Origin of the sequence: Mycobacterium sp. 852002-51057_SCH5723018, assembly GCF_001667035.1 — a bacterium.
GTDB lineage: Bacteria > Actinomycetota > Actinomycetes > Mycobacteriales > Mycobacteriaceae > Mycobacterium.
Map to the genome: position 1 here is coordinate 163,015 of NZ_LZIR01000127.1, position 16,023 is coordinate 179,037.

Consider the following 16,023-nt stretch of genomic DNA (forward strand, 5'->3'; position numbering starts at 1 on the left):
TCATGGCCAGCTCGACCACTTTCGTCATCGTCGGTGGCGGCCTCGCTGGAGCCAAAGCGGTAGAATCCTTGTGCGACAATGGCTTTAACGGCGACATCATCCTGTTCACCGACGAGAACCATCCGCCCTACGAGCGTCCGCCGCTGTCCAAGGAGTATCTGGCCGGCAAGAAGTCGCTCGCCGAATTCACCGTGCACGACACCGACTGGTATCGCGAGAATCATGCCGACCTGAGGCTCGGCGCGCGGGTGACGTCCTTGGACGCCGGGGCACACACCGTCGGGCTCGCCGACGGCACCACGGTGGCCTACGACAAGCTTCTGTTGGCCACGGGATCGGCCGCCCGGCGCCCACCGATCCCGGGTTCCGGCGCCGACGGGGTGCACTACCTGCGCACCTACGACGACGCCGTGGCACTGAATTCCGTTCTCACCGAAGGGTCTTCGCTGGCCGTGGTGGGCGCCGGCTGGATCGGCCTGGAGGTGGCTGCCGCGGCCCGCCAGCGCGGCGTCGACGTGACCGTGGTCGAGGCGGCCGAACAACCCCTGGCGGCGGCGCTCGGGGAAACCGTCGGCGAGGTGTTTGCCAACCTGCATCGCGAGCACGGCGTGGACCTGCGGCTGCAGGCGCAGGTGGACGAGATCACGACGACGAACGGCTCGGCCACCGGTCTGCGCCTGCGCGACGGGTCGGCCGTCACCGCCGACGCGGTGCTGGTGGCCGTCGGCGCCAAGCCGAACGTCGAACTCGCCGAAGGGGCAGGGTTGGCGATGGGTGACGGCGGGGTGCTCGTCGATGCGTCGTTACGCACCAGCGATCCCGACATCTACGCCGTCGGCGACATCGCCGCCGCCGAACACCCGCTGTTGCGCACCCGCATCCGCACCGAGCACTGGGCCAACGCGCTCAAACAGCCCGCGGTCGCGGCGGCCGGGATGCTCGGCAGGCCAGGTGAATACGCCGAGCTGCCCTACTTCTTCACCGATCAATACGACCTGGGAATGGAATACGCCGGACACGCGCCCGGCTCCGAGCGGGTGGTGTTCCGCGGCGACGTCGACGGACGCGAATTCGTCGCGTTCTGGCTCGACGCCGAGAATCGGGTGCTGGCCGGGATGAACGTCAACATCTGGGATGTCCTCGACGACGTCAAGGCCCTGATCCGCTCGAGGGCCCCCGTCGACGTCGACAAGCTGGCCGACCCGGCATCGCCGCTGGCCGACTTGCCGGGGAGGGCCGGTTAGGCCCCGGTCTTGGCGCTCGCGCCGACGGGCGTCCACGTTCCGTCGATGACATCGGGCGGGCGCTGCGCCTGCAGGCGTTCCCGTTCGGCGCGTCGACGCTTGATCCGCAGCCGCGCGTCGGCGGGCATGGTGACCAGCTCGTCACAGGTCAGGTAGTACACGTCGTCGACGACGTCGAAAAGTTCGGCCCCGACCCGACGAGATCCCAACTCGCGCAGCGTCATCCGCAGCTCGTGGGTGAAACGCATGGTGGTGTCGTGGGCCAGCTCGCGCGAACCGCGGGCGTTGGCGGCCAGCCGGCGCGCCAGCGACGGCGGCGGCACGGCATCGGCCACCGAGGCTTCGGAAGCTTCGGCGGCCTCGGAGGCCTCGGAGGCCTCGGCGGCCGCCGTGAGCAACATCCCCGGATCGTCACCGAACACCTGACTGGCCAGCTCGGCCTCCCCCGGCCCTCGGTGCCCGATGCGGGCGACCGCGGCGTCCAGGACGGCGGCGGTACCGGGGGACAACGCGCGGACGCTGCCGACGTTGCCTTCCTTCGCCAGCGCGCACAGGGGCGGATCGCCCCGCAACACCGCCGCCAGCTCGGCGGTGTGCGCGGCGATGCGGGTGCTTTCCACGATCATGCCCAGGCCCGGCACCCTGGACGCGGCGCGGGTGTGCTCCAGCGTCGCCGCGGTGACGCCGGTGTCGATCAACCACAGCCCCGTCAGGATCCAGCCCTGGTGGATGCGATCCCGCAACAGCCGCACCCGCACCTCGAGGGCCGCATCCGGCAGCAGGGCCAGCTGGGTGGCGTCGAGGTGTTCGACCTCGGCGGCGGCGCCGTAGGCCCGCGTGTTGGCTTTGAGATGGCGCATCAGGGCCAGGGAACGCGCCGCGACGACCGCCTTGGCGATGGAGCCGAGAGCCCCCTCGGCCTGCCGGGGCTCCCCGAACGGCAGCACGTCGCCGACATGCGGCTGGTCCACCAGGGCGTGGCGGGCGACGGCGTCCTGGTCCCAGCCGGGCAGCTGGGTCGCGGCCACGACGTTGGCCGACACCCCGACGTAGGCGCGATGGCCGAAGACGGCGATGGCCCTGCTCCCCCACTCGTCGTCCACCACGTCGCCCAGGGCGAGTGCCTGACCCATCACCCGGCCGGCCGCGCGCAGCCCGCTCAGCTGGACGTCCAGCGTGATCGGGGTCAGCGGGCCGGGCAGCGCCTCGGCGAGGCGGGCGGCGCTGAAGACCGGGAACCGCGGATCGACGCGGTCGTCGAACTCGCCCTCGATGCCCTCGGGGGCGGCGCTGTGCAGCGCGCCCGACGGCCGGGGGCGCGGGGCGACCTCCACCGGGATCGCCAGCTGGCCGCCGTGGCTGGTCGCGCCCACGGCGCCGAGTCGGCGCCCTACTAGTCCGCGCGCCGTGTCGGCGACCGCCTCGACGGCCTGCCAGCCGAACTCGAAGCCCCAATCCTCTTGCGCCGCAGCGATATCAATCTCGGGGATCAGCCGTGACCAGCTGCGCACGCCGTGCAGCCGCGAACGTGGGTCGACGCCCCGCAGCAGCCGCCAGGCGGTGACGACGTTGGTGGTGTCGGGGGTGGCGAGGTCGACGACACCGGTGCGGTCGGTGTTCAGGGCCAACACCAGGAAGCGCACCAGATCGTCGAGGTGCAGCACGCGGATCGGCTGCGCGGAGACCTTGGTGCGCAGCAGGGTGGCCACCGTGCGGCACACCATCCAGTCGAGCTGGCGGCCGACCGGCGGGGCGATGCGCACGACCAGGCTCGGCGCCCAGCCCGCCGACACCAGCTCCTCGGCCGGCCGATACACCTCGGGCCGGCCCGCAGCCTGGGACACGAACAGCAGCCGCGCACCGGCGCGGGCGGCCGCGTGGGTCACGTGCGCGACCCCGTCGATGTCCGCGCTCCCCGGGGCCCGGGCGTCGACCGGGGCCAGGTGAAGCACCGCGTCGGCCTCGTCGGTCAGGTCTTGCAGGACGGGGTGGCTGAGCGGCGCGCAAACAAAGTCCACGCCGGGGTCCAGGCACGGATGCGGCTGGTCAGCGATGCCGATGACGGTGTGCCCGGCCGCGATCAGCTGGCGTGCGACGATCCGCCCGACTGCGCCGGTGGCGTCGGTCACCAGGATCTGCACCTGGGCTCACCTCCCCCAAGGTCCAAGTCGACAATAGGCAAGTTGCTATCACTTACGCGACCGTTGCCCCTCAAACGGCGCCCTGGCGTGGCGCTATGTCGCGGACTGGTTACTGCAGCGCGGCGCTGCCGTCGGCGGCGACGGCAACCTTGGCGCCGCCGATGTCTTCGCGCACCGTCGCCTCGGCGGCGGCCGGATCGTCGATGACCGCCAGCGTGCGCGACCCGTCGGGCGTGCGTACGGACAGGAACGCCTTCTCCGGTCGTCCCTGGCGGTCGAACGGCGTCGTCCATGCCTCGACGGTGCCCACGCCCTCCCACTCGACCAGGCCGTCGCGGGTGCGCTCCCGGTCCACCGCCGGTTGCACGTCCTCCCAGCGAAACTCGGCCGGTGGCTCGGTGCTGTAGACACCGAAGCTGTGCTTGGTCAGATAGCCGCCGTTCGCGGTGATGAGCGCGCGCCGTCCGGGGTTTGCCACCAGCAGCTCGGCCATGGTGGCGATCGAATGCGTCACATAGTTGCTCCACGGTCCGCCGGCGAACGTCAGCCCCCCTGTCACGGTGAGCGGGCGGGCCGGATCGTCGACGCTCAACCCCAGTTCGGCGGCCGCGACCTGAACGGCGGAGGGAAAGCAGGAGTACAGGTCGACGTAGTCGACATCGTCGATGCCCAGGCCGGCCAGTTGCAGCGCGCGCGCCCCGCCGATCCGGATGGCCGCCGAGCGGTACAGCTCATCGCGCTCGGCGACGGCCGGGGTGTCGTGCGCGTCGGTGCCCGCGTGCGGGTAAACCCACCGCTCGGCGGGGATCTGCAGGCGTTTTGCCTGCTCCACCGAGGTCAGCACCAGCGCGGCGCCCTGGTCGACCATGTTGTTGGAGTTCATCAGCTTGGTGTAGGGCCAGCTGATCATCCGGTTCTGCGGGCCTGGCTGCCAGATCTCCTCGGCGGTCACCGGTTTGCGGATCCACGCATGGGGATTGCCGACCGCCACGGCGTTGAAGCCGGCCCACAACTCGCCGATGCGCTTGAGGTGGTCGTCGACCGCTTCGCCGTTCGCGATGCGAAGCGCCTGCTCGAACAGCGGGTAGACGTAGGCCGGGCGGTTCAGCCCGATCCTGAGCTCGGCGGCACCGGCCATCGGGACGTCGTCCTCGTGCATCTCGGCCATCGGCACCGAGGCGTCCTGCGCGGTCCACTCGAGCTTGCTGCCCTGGGCCTTCAGGCCCCGCCTGGTGCGCCAGGTTTCGGCGCCGGCGACCAGCACCACGCCGGCCCGTCCCGCCTGGATGTCCAGGCAGGCCTGGTTGATTAGCGACTGGGGCACGTTGCCCCCGACCGGGCTGTAGCGGGTGGTGAAGCCGGAGGCGCCGATCCGCTGGCCCAGCAGCAGCCCGGGATCGCGGTACTGCGCCGACAGGATGTTCACCACGCGGATGGAATCGACGGCCTCGATCACCCGGGAATCCGCGGCTTCGCGGGCCGCGACGGCCATCAAGTCGACCGGCTCGACCGACCGCGTGGCGGGGTCGATTTCGTCGCGGTGGTTGACCTGGGCGTAGCCGATCAGCACCGGTGTCGCAGGGTCGACGGTCATACGACGAATTTAGCGTGGCTATGAATCGCGGCGGTGATCGGCATCGGGCCCTCAGGGGGCGAACAGCACGCGGTCGTCGATCAGCCGCTCGATCTCCTCGTCGCTCATCTGCAGCAGGCTTCGGCAGATTTCACGGGTGTCCTGGCCGGACAGCGGCGCCGGGCGCTTTGGGGCGGGCGGGATGTGCTGAAACGGCGCCGGGCCCGTCTCCGCCGGCAGCGGACGTTCGATCAGCGGATGCACCATGTCGCTGAACAGGTTTCGCTCGATCAGCTGGCGGTCTTCGAGGATGTCCGGCGGGCGGTTCATCGGCCCGGCCGGGACTCCGGCCGACTGCAGCAGTTCGGCGACGCGCACCGGGGTGCGGGTTCGGGTCCAGGCCGACAGCAGCTCCACCAGCTCGCGCCGGTTGGCCAGGCGCGACTCGCCGGTCGCGAAGCGCGGGTCGTCCACCCATTCCGGGCGGTCGAGAAGAGTTGCGGCGCAACGCCATTCTTCATCGGAGCCGATCGTGATGGCGCACCATTCGTCGTCGCCCGCACACGGGTAGACCGCGTGCACGGCGGTGTCGTCGCGGATCCTGGCGATGCCCGCGGCCAGCGCGGCCTGGGTGACGTAGACGGTGTCGAGTTGGTTGACCACCACCTCGGCCTGCGAGACGTGGACGTGGGCCCCGCTGCCGGTCCGATCGCGGCGGATCAGCGCGGCCAGCGCCGCGATGGCGGTGACCCGGCCGACCACGTGATCGGGGAAGATGGTGGTCGCGTCGTAGAACGCGTGCCGGCCGGTGTCAGCCTGCTCGTCCGGATCGTCGGACGTCCACAGCCGGGTCACGCCGGTGGCGGCGCGGACCAGCGGCCCGTAGCCCATCCGGGTGCTCCACGGGCCGGTGTTGCCGAAGGCGCTGCTGCCGGCCAGCACGATGCGCGGGTTGAGCGAGCGCAGCGTGTCGTAGGAAAACCCAAGCGTGGTAAGGGTTCCGGGCTTGAAGTTGGCGAACACCGCGTCGGCCTCGGCGACCAGCCGGCCGAAGATCTCCTTACCCCGCACGCTGCGCAGGTCCAGGCCGAGCCCGAGCTGGTTGCGGTGGGTCCAGGCGAAGGATTCGCTGATGGGGTCACCGTCGCGGGCCTGCCGCAGGCCGTCCGGATAGTCGGCGCTTTCGACCTTGATGACCTCGGCGCCCAGGTCGCCGAACAGCCGGCTGAGCTCGCCGCCGGCGACGATGATGCCCAGGTCGAGGATCCGCAGCCCGGTGAACGGGTACTCGCCGACCTTGCCCGACGGTGCTTGCACGACCGTGGGATTCGCGCTCCAGAACGGTTCGTCTTGCCCCGGGACGGCGGGAGCCGGCGTCCGGAAACCCGACCGCTGCCCGTCGACGACGAAATACCCGGTCGGGACGCTGGCGCGCACCCCGGGAAATAGCTCGGCCTCGGTGATCGCGCCCACCGCCTGGAAATGTTCGGAGCCGAGGATCCGCGCCGGCGTCAACACCGCGGCGATCGGCACCCCGTGCGCCTGTCCGGCGGCCACCAGGTCCTTCATGGTCTGGTCGGCGAACAGCGCCTCGAGCAGCAGGCTGATCTCGGGCCAGGCCGCGAAGCGGGCGCCGAGCACGTCGTATTTCGGGTCCTGGAAATCCTCGGGCTCCCCCAGCCACCGCCGCAGGCCGCGCCACTGCCGCGGCGCCATCACACACAGCCGGACGTAGCCGTCCCGGCATGGATAGATCGGGTAGGCGTCCTGGTTCTTCGGGCGGCCGCGCCACTCGCCGGCGCGGCGGCTGCCGGCGGCGGCCTGCCCGTGCGCGCCGAACGCCGGGTCGAGCGCCATCACGACGGCGTCGTAGCGGGAGAAGTCGATGTAATCGCCCGTGCCGCAACGCAACCGGTTGTAGTAGGCGACCAGCGCGGCCCAGGCGGCCTGGACGGCGGCGGTCGCCGAAGCGATGCCCTCCGGCGGGAGCACCGGGGTGCCGGTGGTGGGGCCCGATCGCGACAGCGAGCCGCACATCGCATACAGGACGGCATCGCTGGCCCGCCACGACGACCGCGGGCCGGTGGCACCGAAGTCGCTGACCGACAGCACCACCAGGTGCGGGTAGCGGGCGGCCAATTCGGCGCCCGAGATCCCGAACGCACCGGCGTGTCCGTCTACGCCGCTGTCCACGACGATGTCGGCCTCTGCGGCCAGTTCGAAGAACCGGCCGCAGTCGCCGTCCTCGAGCGGGTCCAGCACCGCGCAGCGCTTGTTGGCGTTGTGCACCGCGAACGGGATGCTGGCACCGGCCAGCGTCGGCAACTCGTCGCGTCCCATGCTTCCGCCCGGGAATTCGATCTTGAGTACGTCGGCGCCCAGGTCGGCGAACAGGCGGCCCACCGCGTCGGCGCCGCCACTGGACAAGTCCAGCACGCGCACCCCATCCAGCAACCCGTCGGCCACCCGCCCACCGTACCCGTCCGGTGCGGTGGGGCAGGCCGTCCAACCAGAAGCTCAGCGGCGCAAGCCGATTGGTCGCCACCGCCACGGCCGGGAAGGTGGGCGGCGATCGCGTCGGCTATCGTCGCAGGCCGCGAAACCATCCACGGAAGGACCCAACGCATGAGCGCGCACCTGAGCTACGTCGAGGCGGTGGTCGTCGGGGCGTTCCAGGGCGTCACCGAGCTGTTCCCGGTCTCCAGCCTCGGGCACGCGGTGCTGGTGCCGGCGCTGATCGGCGGGCAATGGGCCCGGGACCTCAGCGTGTCCACCCCCGAGTCGCCCTACCTGGCGTTCATCGTCGGCCTGCACGTCGCCACCGCCGCCGCCCTGCTGGTGTTCTTCTGGCGGGACTGGCTGCGCATCGTGGCCGGCTTCGTCTCGTCGCTGCGCCATCGGCGCATCCAGACGCCCGACGAGCGGCTGGCCTGGCTGATCGTGGTGGCCACCATCCCGGTGGGGCTGGCCGGGGTGGCCCTCGAACACCTCTTCCGCACCACGCTGGGCAAACCCATGCCGGCGGCGGCGTTTCTGCTGCTCAACGGCGTGGCCCTGTACGCCGGTGAGGTGCTGCGGCGCCGGGTCTCACCGGCGGGCGACGTCGAGCACGCCGACCACGCCGGCGAGGCGATCGACAACCGGTTGGCACAGCTACCGATGGGCCGCGGCGTGCTGATCGGCTCCTCGCAAATACTGGCCCTGCTGCCCGGCATCAGCCGCTCCGGCATCGCCATGGTGGCCGGCCTGTGGCGCGGGCTCTCGCACGAGGACGCCGCCCGCTACTCGTTTCTGCTGGCGACGCCGATCATCCTGGCCGCCGGGGTCTACAAGATCCCCGACCTGTTCGGGCCGCGGGGAACCGGGATCGGAGGCCAGGTGCTGGCCGGCAGCGTCGCGTCCTTCGTCTGCGCCTACCTGGCGGTGCGGTTTCTCACGAGGTACTTCCAGACCCGCACCCTCACGCCGTTTGCCATCTACTGCGCGGCCGTCGGGGCCGCCAGCCTGGTGTGGCTCGGCGTGCGCTGACGTAGAAACACCCCCACTACGCTCGGCACCGAGCCCGTCGCGATGCGTGAGATCACCCTGGGGGTCCGATGACAACGTTGCACAAAATCACCACTTTCCTGATGTTCGAAGGCAAGGCCGAGGAGGCGATGCGGTTTTACACATCGCTGTTCGCCGACTCCGGGATTCGATCGATGACGCGATATGGACCCGACGAGGCGGGAGCGGAGGGAACGGTTCAGCATGCGACGTTCGCGCTGGCGGGCCAGCAGTTCATGTGCATCGACAGCCCCGCCTCGCACGGATTCAGCTTCACCCCGTCGATCTCCCTGTATGTGGAGTGCGCCTCCGACGACGAGATCGAGCGCTTGTACGGCGCCTTACTGGAAGGAGGCCAGGTCCTCATGCCGCTGGATTCCTATGGTTTCAGCCCCAAATTCGGTTGGGTCAACGACCGTTTCGGGGTCTCGTGGCAGCTGACCTTGGCCCAAGCCGGTTGATCAGATCGGCGCGAACCGGTAGCGGACTTGGCGCACCGGCGAGTTGCCGAAAACCTCTGTGCGGCAAGCCCCGTCGAATCTCCAGCCGTCGCGTTCGTAGAATCGCCGGGCGCGGGCATTGCCGTCCAGCACCCACAGCAACGCTCCCGCGACGCCGACCCTCCGCAGCCGCTCCCTCGCGGCGGTGATGAGCAGGCGCCCCACCCCGGTTCCGTGGTAGGCGGGATCGACGTAGAGCGCCATCAGCTCACCGAAATTCGGTAGGTGTTCGTCGTCGCCCAGGCCCGTGGTCGCCAGGCCGCAGATCGCCGACCCGTCGACCGCGACCACCGTGGACGGCAGCCGAAGCCCCACCCGGCCGAAGGTGTATCGGTTGGCCCAGGCCTCGGGCTTCAGGCCGTCGAGGTAGTCCTGGGCGATGAGCCCCCGGTACGCCGATTGCCAGGAGCGCACGTGCACGCGGGCCACCTCCCGCGCGTCCGCCGGGACGGCCGGCCGCACCTCGGTCATCGGTGCAGTATCGGCCTCGTGGTCGTTATTTGCGCGGGACGGCGCCGAGTGTTGTGCTTACCGGATCGGCAATTGACACCCGTCAACTCCGGGAGGGACGACGACAATGGCGGACACGGCATCGATCGGGGTGAAGGTGCGCGACAAGGTGGTGGTGATCACCGGCGGCGCACGGGGAATCGGGCTGGCCACCGCGACCGCGTTGCACAACCTGGGGGCCAAAGTCGCGATCGGAGACATCGACGAGGTGCGGGTGAAGGAGTCGGGCGCCGCGCTCGGCCTCGACGTCTACGGGAAGCTCGACGTCACCGACCAGCATTCCTTCTCCGATTTCCTGGACGGTGTAGAACGCCAGCTCGGGCCGATCGACGTGCTGGTCAACAACGCCGGCATCATGCCCGTCGGCCGGATCATCGATGAGCCGGACGCGGTCACCCGGCGCATCCTGGACATCAACGTCTACGGCGTGATCCTGGGCAGCAAGCTGGCGGCGCAGCGCATGGTGCCGCGCGGATCCGGGCACGTCATCAACGTCGCCTCACTGGCCGGGGAGCTCTACGTCGTCGGGCTGGCCACCTACTGCGCGAGCAAGCACGCGGTGGTCGCCTTCACCGATGCCGCCAGGCTGGAGTACCGCTCGGCCGGCGTCAAGTTCTCGGCGGTGTTGCCGACGTTCGTCAACACCGAGCTCGTCGCCGGGACTCCCGGGATGAAGGGGTTCAGGAACGCCGAGCCGGCCGAGATCGCCGAGGCCATCGTCGGGCTGGTGGCCCACCCGAAGCCGAAGGTGCGGGTGACCAGGGCGGCGGGCGCGATGGTGGTGTCTCAAAAGTTCTGGCCACGCAGAATCGCCGAGGGGCTGAACCGCGTCCTCGGCGGCGACCATGTCTTCACCGATGACGTCGACGTCGAGAAGCGCCGTGCCTACGAGGCCCGGGCCCGCGGCGAAGAATAGGCGCCGCCGGGCGTTGTTCATTCGGGGCGCGGACAATCGGCGGGGTGACCCTAGAAACCCCAACCAAACGCGCTGAACTCTCCGGCGACGAACTGGCCCTCATCGACAAGTACTGGCGCGCGGCCAATTACCTGTCGGTCGGACAGATCTACCTGCTGGACAACCCGCTGCTGAGCGAGCCGCTGTCGGCCGAGCACGTCAAACCCCGGCTGTTGGGGCACTGGGGCACCACGCCCGGGCTCAACCTGATCTACGCGCACCTGAACCGGATCATCCGCAACCGCGACGCGAGCGTCATCTACGTCACCGGGCCGGGCCACGGCGGCCCCGGGCTGGTCGCCAACGCCTACCTGGAGGGCACCTACAGCGAGGTGTACACCGGCATCGAGGAAGACGCCGAAGGCCTGCGGAAGTTGTTCCGGCAGTTCTCCTTTCCCGGCGGCATCCCCAGCCACGTCGCGGCCCAGACGCCGGGCTCGATCCACGAGGGCGGCGAGCTGGGCTACGCGCTGGTGCATGCCTACGGGGCCGCCTTCGACAACCCGGACCTGGTGGTGGCCTGCGTGGTCGGCGACGGCGAGGCCGAAACCGGGCCACTGGCGGCCAGCTGGCATTCCAACAAGTTCCTCAACCCGGCCACCGACGGCGCGGTGCTGCCGATCCTGCACCTCAACGGCTACAAGATCGCCAACCCGACGGTGCTGGCCCGCATCCCCCACCCCGAGCTGGAATCGCTGCTGCGCGGCTACGGCTATCGGCCCATCACGGTCGCCGGTGACGACCCGGCCGACGTGCACCGGCAGCTGGCCGCCGCGTTCGACGAAGCCTTCGACGACATCGAGGCCATCCAGCGGGCGGCGCGCGGCGGCGGCGAGACCGAGCGCCCCGTGTGGCCGATGATCGTGCTGCGCACCCCCAAGGGCTGGACCGGACCCCAGGTGGTCGACGGCAAGAAGGTCGAGGGCACCTGGCGGGCCCATCAGGTGCCGCTGGCCGAAACCCACGACAATCCCGCACACCGCGCGCAGTTGGAGGAATGGTTGCGCAGCTACCGGCCCGAGGAGCTGTTCGACGACGACGGCGCGCTGCGGCCCGAGCTGCGCGCGCTGGCGCCGCGCGGCGACCGCCGGATGAGCGCCAACCCGCACGCCAACGGCGGGCTGCTGCTGCACGACCTGGACCTGCCGGACTTCCGCGAGTACGCGGTGCCGGTGCCGCAGCCGGCCGCCGAGATGCATGAGGCCACGCGGATCCTGGGCACCTATCTGCGTGACGTGATCGCCCGCAATTCCGACCGGTTCCGGCTCATGGGCCCCGACGAGACCGCCTCCAACCGGCTCGACGCCGTGTACGGCGCGACGAACAAGGTGTGGCTGTCGGAGATCGAGCCCGATGACGAGAACCTCGCGCCCGACGGCCGCGTGATGGAGGTGCTCTCCGAGCACCTGTGCCAGGGCTGGCTGGAGGGCTACCTGCTGACCGGCCGGCATGGCCTGTTCAACTGCTACGAGGCGTTCGTCCACATCGTCGACTCGATGCTGAACCAACACGCGAAATGGCTTGCCACCAGCCGGGAATTGCCGTGGCGGCGGCCGATCGCGTCGCTGAACTACCTGCTGACCTCCCACGTGTGGCGCCAGGATCACAACGGCGCGTCGCATCAGGACCCGGGGTTCATCGACCTGGTCGCCAACAAGCGCGCTGAGCTGACGAGGGTGTACCTGCCGCCGGACGCCAACACGCTGCTGTCGGTGGCCGACCACTGCCTGCGCAGCCGCAGCTACATCAACGTCATCGTCGCCGGCAAGCAGCCCGCCCTTTCCTACCTGGACATGGACCAGGCGATTGCCCACTGCGCGCGCGGCCTGGGCATCTGGGAATGGGCGGGCACCGCTGCAGCTTCAGTCGCCGAACCCGACGTGGTGCTGGCCTGCGCCGGCGACATCCCGACGCAAGAGGCCCTGGCGGCGGCCGACATCCTGCGTCGCGAACTGCCCGGGCTGGCGGTGCGGGTGGTCAACGTCGTCGACCTGATGCGGCTGCAGCCCGACTCCGAGCACCCACATGGCTTGCCGGACCGGGAGTTCGACGCGCTGTTCACCCGCGACAAGCCGGTCATCTTCGCCTACCACGGCTACCCGTGGCTCATCCACCGACTCACCTATTCGCGCACCAACCACGCGCACCTCCACGTGCGCGGCTTCAAGGAGCGAGGCACCACGACGACGCCGTTCGACATGGTGATGCTCAACGACCTGGACCGCTTCCACCTGGTCATGGACGTCATCGACCGGGTGGACGGGCTGGCCAGCCAGGCCGCCGTGCTGCGTCAGCGCATGGTCGACGCCCGCCTCGCCGCGCGGATCTACACCCGCGAGCACGGCGAGGACGACCCGGCGATCTCGGGATGGACCTGGTCGTCGAGGGAGTGACTACGTGGCGTGGGGTTTGCCGGTGACGCCGGAAGGCTCACCGTAGTCTCCCGGCTTCTCAGCGTCGATGTGCCAGATCCAATTGCCGTAGAGGGGTCGGTCGAAGGCAAGAGCGCCCAAAGGGGCAATGACGAGGATTGAGAGCAGCGTCCATACCGTAGTAGCCATGGGTTCCTCCTGCCCTCATGCTGTTTTCGTTCGCTCGATCGTCGCGATGAGCTGGTCCATCCGTGTGTAACCATCTTGGATAGTTACAGCTTGCCAAAGATACTGAAACCTGTCAAGGTGGTTACATGGAGTTCGTCTACGTGAGCGGGCGGCGGTGCTTGGACTTCGCGGGCACGCTGAAATACCGCGGGTCAGCGCGCGAGGAATTGCTGACCGACCCGCAACAGTTGTCGGACTGGGCGGGTGGCGCGGGGCTGGTGGATTCGGCGCTCGCGATCACCGACGATGAATTGACGGCCGCGATCGCGCTGCGCGAAGCCATCTACCGGGTCGTTTTCGCGCGGCTTCAGGGCGGCCGACCCGACGTCGCCGACGTTGATCTGCTGAATGCGCACGCATCCCAACCCCAGCTCACGCCGGTATTGCACCCGGACGGGTCTGTCAGCCGCGGCGGTACCGTGCCGCAGCTGCTCGCGGGGCTGGCCGCCGATCTACTCGACCTCTATGCCGGACCCGACATCGAGAAGGTCAAGGGATGTTCCCATCCTGGCTGCACGCGCCTCTACATCGACGCGTCGCGAGCCCAGAACCGGCATTGGTGCGGAATGCGCACGTGCGGCAACCGCGCGAAGGTCCAGGCCTTCCGCGCCCGCCAGCATGCCGCCGCTGCGGCTCAGCGTTCCTCAGCCGGCTGAGCTGGGCGAACGGGCTTCGCGGGTAAGCTTGCCCAATGCTCGACGTGAGGATGGCCGGCGACCGCCATCCGGGGCTGCAACGGTTCCGCCTCCATCTCGACATCGCCGTGGTGGTGGCGGTGCTGGTGCTGACCAACCTGATCGCGCACTTCACCACGCCGTGGGCGAGCGTCGCGACCGTCCCGGTCGCCGCCGTCGGCCTGGCGATCCTGATGCGCGCCAGGGGCCTGGACTGGACCGACCTCGGACTGGGCCGCGAGCACTGGAAGTCGGGGCTGGGGTACGCGCTGGCCGCCGTCGCGGTCGTCGCGTCGGTGATCGCGGTCGGTGTGCTGCTGCCGATGACCCGGCCGATGTTCCTGAACAACCACTACGCCACGATCTCCGGCGCCCTGATCGCGTCGATGGTCGTCATCCCGCTGCAGACCGTCATCCCCGAGGAGCTGGCCTTCCGCGGCGTGCTGCACGGCGCGCTGAACCGGGCGTGGGGTTTTCGCGGCGTCGCGCTGGTTGGATCGCTGCTGTTCGGGCTGTGGCACGTCGCCACGTCGCTCGGGCTCACCAGCAACAACGTCGGCTTCACCCGGGTGTTCGGCGGCGGGTTCGCCGGCATGGTGGCCGGGGTGACGCTGGCGGTGCTGGCCACCGGGGCGGCCGGGTTCGTCTTCAGCTGGCTGCGCCGGCGAAGCGGCAGCCTGATCGCGCCGATCGCGCTGCACTGGTCATTGAACGGGCTGGGCGCCCTGGCCGCGGCGCTGGTCTGGCACCTGTCGAGCTGAGGCCTAGACGAGCAGCACCGCCGCCCCGGCGATGCGGCCCGCGGCCAGATCGCTCAACGCCCGATCGGCCTGCGCCAGCGCGTATTCCGGCGTGGTCACCTCGATGCGATGCCTCCCCGCAAAATCCAGGAAGGCTCGCGCGTCGGCCCGGGTGTTCGACGTGACCGACCGCAGCTGGCGCTCCTGAAACAGGTGGCGCTGGTAGTTGAGCGGCGGGATGTCCGACAGGTGAATGCCCGCGATGGCCAGGGTGCCGCCGCGGTCCAACGCCTCCAGCGCGGGCAGCACCAGCTCGCCGACCGGCGCGAACAAGATAGCGGCGTCCAGCGGCACGGGCGGTGGATCGGCCGCGCCTTGGGCCGACGCGGCGCCGAGTTTCAGCGCCAGCTCGCGCGCATCGGCCCCGCGAGTCATCACGTGCACCTCGGCGCCCTGCGCCAACGCGACCTGCGCGGTGATGTGGGCGCTGCCGCCGAAGCCGTACAACCCCAGCCGCCCGCCCGGTGGCAGCTCGGCGCGCAGCAGCGAGCGGTACCCGATGATGCCGGCGCACAGCAGCGGCGCCAGCTCGCTGTCGGTGTAGCCGCCCGGCAGATGGTGCGCGAAATCCGCAGGGACCGTTGCGAATTCGGCGTAGCCGCCGTCGGCGTCCCAGCCGGTGTAGCGAGACTCCGGACAAAGGTTCTCGCTGCCCCGACGGCAGTACTTGCACACGCCGCAGGTGTGGCGCAGCCAGGCGATGCCCACCCGGTCCCCGACCTCGAACTCGTCACCGGCTTGGGCGCCAACCTCGACCACCTCGCCCACCACCTCGTGGCCGGGCGTCACGTGCTCGCGGTGCACGGGCAGGTCGCCCTCGGCGACGTGCAGGTCGGTGCGGCACACCCCGCACGCGCGCACGGCGACCAGCAACTCCGTCGGCGACGGGCGCGGCACCTCGGCGGTGACCTGCTCGAGCGGCTTGGTATCCATGGGCCCCGGGCGGCGCACCCGCCACGCGCGCATCGTGGCGGCGGCGGTCGCCGATGGGGTCATCCGTCCATCTTGCCGCTATCGGCCACGGCCGCAACGCTTTAGCCCGGTTAAGTCCTTCGCACCATGCCGATGATCCAGAGCAGGATGACCGAGCCCAGAATCGCGGTGAACAGCGTGAACCACCAGCCGCCCGAGGCGGTGTCGACGAAGAAGCTCAGCAAGAAGCCGCCGATCAGCGCGCCGACGATGCCGATCACGATGTTCATCAGGATGCCGGACCCGCCGCCCTTGACGATTTTGCCCGCGATCCAGCCGGCGATCCCGCCGATGATGATGTAGCCGATCCAGCCGACCCTGGTCAGGGTCGTGGAGCGGGCAAGGTATTCGGTGGCTGCGATGACGTCCATGCGGGTCTCCTTGCGATCGGCGGGTCAGGCCGGCAAGCCGCGCTGCGGCTCCGATGCGGTCGTCGGAGTGACTTCGCCCGCGGGCGCTTGGGCCGGCGCGGGTGCTCCGGGGGCTGGCGCCGGGGCGGTCTCTTATA

The 16,023-nt window shown here is 70.0% G+C and carries 14 protein-coding genes; 7 read left to right on the plus strand and 7 right to left on the minus strand.

The features are described from left to right. Positions 1–2 precede the first annotated feature (2 nt). The gene (locus tag A5764_RS26610) at positions 3–1,244 is read left to right on the plus strand and encodes an NAD(P)/FAD-dependent oxidoreductase (RefSeq protein WP_067119710.1); all 1,242 of its coding nucleotides are present in this window, start codon (positions 3–5) and stop codon (positions 1,242–1,244) included. On the opposite strand, the gene A5764_RS26615 is transcribed toward A5764_RS26610, so the two are convergent. From A5764_RS26615 to A5764_RS26625, 3 genes are all read right to left on the minus strand, one after another. Next, entirely contained in the window at positions 1,241–3,385 is a 2,145-nt protein-coding gene (locus A5764_RS26615; RefSeq protein ID WP_067119712.1) for an NAD-dependent epimerase/dehydratase family protein, read from the minus strand. The two genes, A5764_RS26610 and A5764_RS26615, sit on opposite strands and share 4 nt — an antisense overlap. Before the next feature lie 109 nt (positions 3,386–3,494). Next, positions 3,495–4,979 carry an acetyl-CoA acetyltransferase gene (locus tag A5764_RS26620; protein WP_067119714.1) on the minus strand — a complete coding sequence of 495 codons (1,485 nt, stop codon included), beginning with the start codon at positions 4,977–4,979 and terminating at the stop codon, positions 3,495–3,497. 51 nt (positions 4,980–5,030) lie between these two features. Further along, positions 5,031–7,424: a CoA transferase gene (locus tag A5764_RS26625; protein WP_082951929.1), complete on the minus strand. Its 2,394-nt coding sequence runs from the start codon at positions 7,422–7,424 to the stop codon at positions 5,031–5,033. Between the two features lie 159 nt (positions 7,425–7,583). Here A5764_RS26625 and A5764_RS26630 point away from each other — a divergent pair, with 159 nt between their 5' ends. Both A5764_RS26630 and A5764_RS26635 read left to right on the plus strand, forming a co-directional pair. Beyond that, positions 7,584–8,486, plus strand: a complete 903-nt coding sequence (locus tag A5764_RS26630; RefSeq protein ID WP_067119716.1) for an undecaprenyl-diphosphate phosphatase — start codon at positions 7,584–7,586, stop codon at positions 8,484–8,486. Between the two features lie 68 nt (positions 8,487–8,554). Beyond that, on the plus strand, positions 8,555–8,965 hold the full coding sequence (locus A5764_RS26635) for a VOC family protein (RefSeq protein WP_067119718.1): 411 nt from the start codon (positions 8,555–8,557) through the stop codon (positions 8,963–8,965). On the opposite strand, the gene A5764_RS26640 is transcribed toward A5764_RS26635, so the two are convergent. Beyond that, entirely contained in the window at positions 8,966–9,475 is a 510-nt protein-coding gene (locus A5764_RS26640) for a GNAT family N-acetyltransferase (protein WP_067119720.1), read from the minus strand. It abuts the gene before it with no gap. Positions 9,476–9,581: 106 nt separating this feature from the next. Here A5764_RS26640 and A5764_RS26645 point away from each other — a divergent pair, with 106 nt between their 5' ends. Together A5764_RS26645 and A5764_RS26650 are read left to right on the plus strand one after the other, a co-directional pair. Further along, entirely contained in the window at positions 9,582–10,430 is an 849-nt protein-coding gene (locus A5764_RS26645) for an SDR family oxidoreductase (RefSeq protein ID WP_067119722.1), read from the plus strand. A 44-nt stretch (positions 10,431–10,474) separates the two neighbouring features. Beyond that, positions 10,475–12,862 carry a phosphoketolase gene (locus A5764_RS26650; RefSeq protein WP_067119723.1) on the plus strand — a complete coding sequence of 796 codons (2,388 nt, stop codon included), beginning with the start codon at positions 10,475–10,477 and terminating at the stop codon, positions 12,860–12,862. Here the strand turns inward: A5764_RS26650 and A5764_RS28655 are convergent, their stop codons facing one another. Beyond that, complete coding sequence (locus A5764_RS28655) at positions 12,863–13,030, minus strand: hypothetical protein (RefSeq protein ID WP_156664899.1); 168 nt, start codon at positions 13,028–13,030, stop codon at positions 12,863–12,865. A 158-nt stretch (positions 13,031–13,188) separates the two neighbouring features. Here A5764_RS28655 and A5764_RS26655 point away from each other — a divergent pair, with 158 nt between their 5' ends. After that, positions 13,189–13,725 (plus strand): ABATE domain-containing protein, encoded by a 537-nt coding sequence (locus tag A5764_RS26655; RefSeq protein WP_197501739.1) that lies wholly within the window; start codon positions 13,189–13,191, stop codon positions 13,723–13,725. Between the two features lie 35 nt (positions 13,726–13,760). After that, positions 13,761–14,504, plus strand: a complete 744-nt coding sequence (locus A5764_RS26660) for a CPBP family intramembrane glutamic endopeptidase (RefSeq protein WP_156664900.1) — start codon at positions 13,761–13,763, stop codon at positions 14,502–14,504. A gap of 3 nt (positions 14,505–14,507) precedes the next feature. Here A5764_RS26660 and A5764_RS26665 read toward each other — a convergent pair whose 3' ends face one another. Together A5764_RS26665 and A5764_RS26670 are read right to left on the minus strand one after the other, a co-directional pair. After that, the gene (locus A5764_RS26665) at positions 14,508–15,539 is read right to left on the minus strand and encodes a zinc-binding alcohol dehydrogenase family protein (protein ID WP_197501740.1); all 1,032 of its coding nucleotides are present in this window, start codon (positions 15,537–15,539) and stop codon (positions 14,508–14,510) included. A 47-nt stretch (positions 15,540–15,586) separates the two neighbouring features. Next, on the minus strand, positions 15,587–15,886 hold the full coding sequence (locus tag A5764_RS26670; protein WP_067119727.1) for a GlsB/YeaQ/YmgE family stress response membrane protein: 300 nt from the start codon (positions 15,884–15,886) through the stop codon (positions 15,587–15,589). Positions 15,887–16,023: the final 137 nt, after the last annotated feature.

Excerpts from the sequence above, each read along its gene's own strand:
- A5764_RS26665 (WP_197501740.1), bottom strand. The coding sequence starts at position 15,539 with ATGACCCCATCGGCGACCGCCGCCGCCACGATGCGCGCGTGGCGGGTG.
- A5764_RS26635 (WP_067119718.1), top strand. The coding sequence starts at position 8,555 with ATGACAACGTTGCACAAAATCACCACTTTCCTGATGTTCGAAGGCAAG.
- A5764_RS26660 (WP_156664900.1), top strand. The coding sequence starts at position 13,761 with ATGCTCGACGTGAGGATGGCCGGCGACCGCCATCCGGGGCTGCAACGG.
- A5764_RS26640 (WP_067119720.1), bottom strand. The coding sequence starts at position 9,475 with ATGACCGAGGTGCGGCCGGCCGTCCCGGCGGACGCGCGGGAGGTGGCC.
- A5764_RS26670 (WP_067119727.1), bottom strand. The coding sequence starts at position 15,886 with ATGGACGTCATCGCAGCCACCGAATACCTTGCCCGCTCCACGACCCTG.
- A5764_RS28655 (WP_156664899.1), bottom strand. The coding sequence starts at position 13,030 with ATGGCTACTACGGTATGGACGCTGCTCTCAATCCTCGTCATTGCCCCT.
- A5764_RS26610 (WP_067119710.1), top strand. The coding sequence starts at position 3 with ATGGCCAGCTCGACCACTTTCGTCATCGTCGGTGGCGGCCTCGCTGGA.
- A5764_RS26630 (WP_067119716.1), top strand. The coding sequence starts at position 7,584 with ATGAGCGCGCACCTGAGCTACGTCGAGGCGGTGGTCGTCGGGGCGTTC.
- A5764_RS26620 (WP_067119714.1), bottom strand. The coding sequence starts at position 4,979 with ATGACCGTCGACCCTGCGACACCGGTGCTGATCGGCTACGCCCAGGTC.
- A5764_RS26645 (WP_067119722.1), top strand. The coding sequence starts at position 9,582 with ATGGCGGACACGGCATCGATCGGGGTGAAGGTGCGCGACAAGGTGGTG.